General features: G+C 70.0%; 3 protein-coding genes and 1 pseudogene. 2 read left to right on the forward strand and 2 right to left on the reverse strand.

What is annotated here, in order from left to right:
- Together NQ160_RS20495 and NQ160_RS20500 are read left to right on the forward strand one after the other, a co-directional pair.
- A pseudogene (locus NQ160_RS20495) lies at positions 1-723 on the forward strand (MmgE/PrpD family protein); the annotation flags it as partial.
- Positions 724-764: 41 nt separating this feature from the next.
- Positions 765-2,150, forward strand: coding sequence for an MmgE/PrpD family protein (locus NQ160_RS20500; protein WP_257516940.1), 1,386 nt, complete (start codon positions 765-767; stop codon positions 2,148-2,150).
- Positions 2,151-2,209: 59 nt separating this feature from the next.
- On the opposite strand, the gene NQ160_RS20505 is transcribed toward NQ160_RS20500, so the two are convergent.
- Together NQ160_RS20505 and NQ160_RS20510 are read right to left on the reverse strand one after the other, a co-directional pair.
- On the reverse strand, positions 2,210-2,623 hold the full coding sequence (locus NQ160_RS20505; RefSeq protein ID WP_257516941.1) for a Zn-ribbon domain-containing OB-fold protein: 414 nt from the start codon (positions 2,621-2,623) through the stop codon (positions 2,210-2,212).
- An 8-nt stretch (positions 2,624-2,631) separates the two neighbouring features.
- Positions 2,632-3,645: thiolase family protein (locus NQ160_RS20510; RefSeq protein WP_257516942.1), on the reverse strand; the 1,014-nt coding region annotated here is incomplete at its 5' end.

The following is a 3,645-nucleotide window of genomic DNA, read 5'->3' on the forward strand; positions in this document are numbered from 1 at the left end:
GCGCGCGAGGGCGTCATGTGCGCCGAACTCGCCGCCGCAGGGATCTTCGGACCGCACACGATCCTCGAGGGGAAGGACGGCTACTTCGCCGCGTTCGCCCGCGGGCAGTGGAAGCCGGACGCGCTGCTGGGCGGCCTCGGCACCTCGTGGCGCGCGCTGCGCACCTACGTCAAGCCCTACCCGTGCTGCCGGCACCTGCACGGCGCGATCGACGCGGCGCGGCAGCTGCGCACCGTCGTCGGCGACGACCTGTCCCGGATCGACCGGATCCGCGTCGGCACGTTCGAGCTCGCCGCGCGACTGGACAGACGCGACCCCACCACCGTCATGCAGGCGCAGTTCAGCCTGCCGTTCGCCGTCTCCGCCGCCCTCGTGCAGGGCACGGTCGATCTCTGCACCTTCGAGCCGGATCGTCTCGGTGACCCGGACGTGCAGGCGCTGGCGCAGCGCGTGACGGTCCACCTCGACGAGGCGGCCCAGTCCGCGTACCCGCGGGAGCGGGCGGCCGAGGTGGAGATCACGCTGCACGGCGGGGAGGTCGTGCGCGAGCGAGTGCCCCACCCGCTCGGGGAACCGGAGAATCCGCTCAGCGACGCCGATATCGAGGACAAGTTCCGGGCCCTCGCCCTGCCGGTCCTCGGCGAGTCGCGCGTTGACGAGGCGCTGGAGCAGGCGTGGCGCGGCAACGACCTTCAGGCCCTGACCTCCGCCCTGTCGGAGTGAGCCGAGACACCACGGCGGCATCGCCGTCGCGAAAGGAGACCATGCACGCCGCGGCCACGCCCACCGACGCCCCCCTGTTCACGAGACTCGCCCGATGGATCGCGTCGGATGATCTGGTGATCCCCGACTCGGTGCGCACCGTGGCGCGGCTGGCCATCCTCGACACGGTGGGAACGACGATCGGGGCGCGGATGAGCCCGGACTTCGATCAGGTCGCACCCTTCATCGACGAGGCCGAGTCGGACGCCCGCTCACCGCTCATCGGACGACGCGGCAGTGCGTCGGTGTCGGATGCCGCCTTCGTCAACTCCTTCAGCGCCCACCTGCTGGACTTCGACGACTCGCAGGGCGATATGGCAGGGCACCCGACGGCGGTGATCTTCCCCGCCGTCCTGGCGGTCGCCGAGCGGTTCGGCGGACCGATCGGCGACGTGGTCGACGCCTACGCGGTGGGCGTCGAAGTGGCCGCACGGCTCGGGCGGATGCTCAATCCCGATCACTACGACCTCGGCTGGCACCCCAGCGCCACCATCGGGGTCTTCGGCGCCGCGGCTGCCACGGCGCGCCTGCTGGGGCTCGACGCAGAGCGCACGCAGGCGAGCCTGAGTCTTGCCGCGGCGTTCTCCAGCGGGATCAAGGCCTCGTTCGGCACCTCCGCCAAGCCGCTGCAGGTGGGGCGGGCTGCCGCGTCCGGTGTGCAGGCGACGCTCCTGGCGCGGGCGGGTGCGTCGGGTCGCGAGAACGCCTTCGAGCACGCGCAGGGGTACGCCCGGGTGTTCGAACGCAAGGATCCGCAGGCCGTGCCCATCGCCGCCGCGCTCGAAGGACTCGGCACCGAGTGGGCGCTGGTGCATCCTGGCATCATCATCAAGCAGTACCCCTGCTGCGGAAGCACGCATTCCGCGATCGAGTCCGCCGCCGCCCTCGGGCCGCTGGCGAGTGACGAGATCGAGGATGTCCTCGTTCACCTGCACCCGAAACGGCGAGGCCACGTGGACCGCCCGGATCCCGGCAGCGAGCTGGATGCGAAGTTCAGCGTGCAGTACACCGTGGGGCGGGCGCTGCTGAGCGGGACGGTCACGCTCACCGACTTCGTCGACGGCGCGCATCGCACCGAAGAGGCCGTCGCGATGCTCGCGAAGACCACCGTGGCCGACATCGACGCCCCCGACACGTCGGTCGCCGACAGGTACGTGGCATCGGTGACCGTACGGACCACCGATGGGCGCACGCTTCACCGTACGACGCCCGTCGCGTCCGGCCGGGAGCCCGGGCACATGCTCCCTGCTGCGAAGATCATCGCCAAGTACGACAACTGCGTGCGGCCCTACCTCGACCCGACGCGCGCGGCCGCGCTTCGCGACATGATCCTCGGCGAAGAGTCCGCCCTCGTGCAGGGCCTCGTACGGCTGACCCTTCCGGAATGAGTGAGAAAGGGGGTGGATGCCGCGTGTGCGGCATCCACCCCCTTCTCATCCGCCCGGATTCAGGACGCGGTGCGGTCCAGCTCGAACCGCGGCAGCACGACGCCGTCGGGCATGGTGACGTAGCGCAGCGAGACCCGCTCGTCGATCCAGGATCCCTCCGGCTCGGGGCCCTCCAGGTTGCTGATGATGATCGGCCCCTCGTCGAGCCGAACGGCGATCACCGTGTGGGGTGCGGGGTAAGCCGGCAGGTAGGTCTTGTGGAACACCACCCAGCTGAGGATCGTGCCCTTGCCGCTCACCCGCTCCCAGGTGACCTGCTCGGAGTTGCACTGGGCGCAGATGGGGCCTGCCGGGTATCGGAACTGCCCGCAATCGGCGCAGCGCTGCAGCTTCAGGTCCTGCTGCTCGACCGATTCCCAGAACGGGATGTCGTGGACGAGGGGGACGGGTGCGGGGGTGGGAGCGATATCCATGGGATCTCCTATCGTCCGTAGATGACCGACATGCACTTGCTGGCGACATCGGAGGTGTAGTGAACGGTCTGCGCGCCCGGGACCTGCCGCTCCCCGGCGGTGCCGCGCAGCTGGCGCACCGCCTCGAGCTGGTGGTTCCAGCCCTGCATGTACGACTCCGACAGATGACCGCCGTGGGTGTTCACCGGCAGCGCGCCGCCGGGCCCGATCCCCTTCTCCGCGAGGAACTTCGCGACATCGCCGACCTCGCAGTAGCCGTAGCCCTCGAGGGCGAGGGGCACATGCACCGAGAAGCTGTCGTACGCGAGCATGACGTCCATGTCGTCCGGCCCGATGCCGGCCATCTCGTACGACGACGCCCCCGCCTGCTGCTGCGCCGGGAGGTAGTAGTCGGTCAGCCGCGGTTCGAGGCTCGTCGCGCCGGTGTTCAGGTCCGACCGGCCGGTGCCCAGGATGTAGACCGGGTCCGGCCGCATCCGCTCGGCGTACTCCGCGTCGGCGATGATGAGCGCGACACCGCCGTCGTTGACGAGGCAGTAGTCGAAGACGTGCAGCGGCTCGCACACGTACCGCGACTGCAGGTAGTCGTCGATCGTGATCTGCTTGCGCTGGATGGCGGCCTCGTTCATGCTCGCCCACGCGCGCTGCGCGACGGCGACCTGCCCCATGTCCGCTTCCGACAGTCCGCGCTCGTGCTGATAGCGGCGCAGGGTCAGCGCGTACAGCGCACCCTGCGAGGTCATGCCCCAGGGCGAGTGGTAGACGTACGAGAGGAACGACTGTCCGCCCATGGCGCTCGGGCCGCCGTACTGCGTGCCGGCGGAGCGCTGGTCGTTGCCGTACACCAGCGCGATCACCTTGGCGTAGCCGGCTTCGATGGCCATCTGCGCCTGGAGAACCGACTGCACCGCATCCGCTTGACCGCCCCAGCGGACGTTGAGGCCGAGGACCTCGCCCATCCGCTCGTAGGCCGTCGTCGGACCCACGATGAGGCCGTCGATGTCGTCCTTGGGGATGCCGGA

This window comes from Microbacterium sp. zg.Y909 (assembly GCF_024626565.1).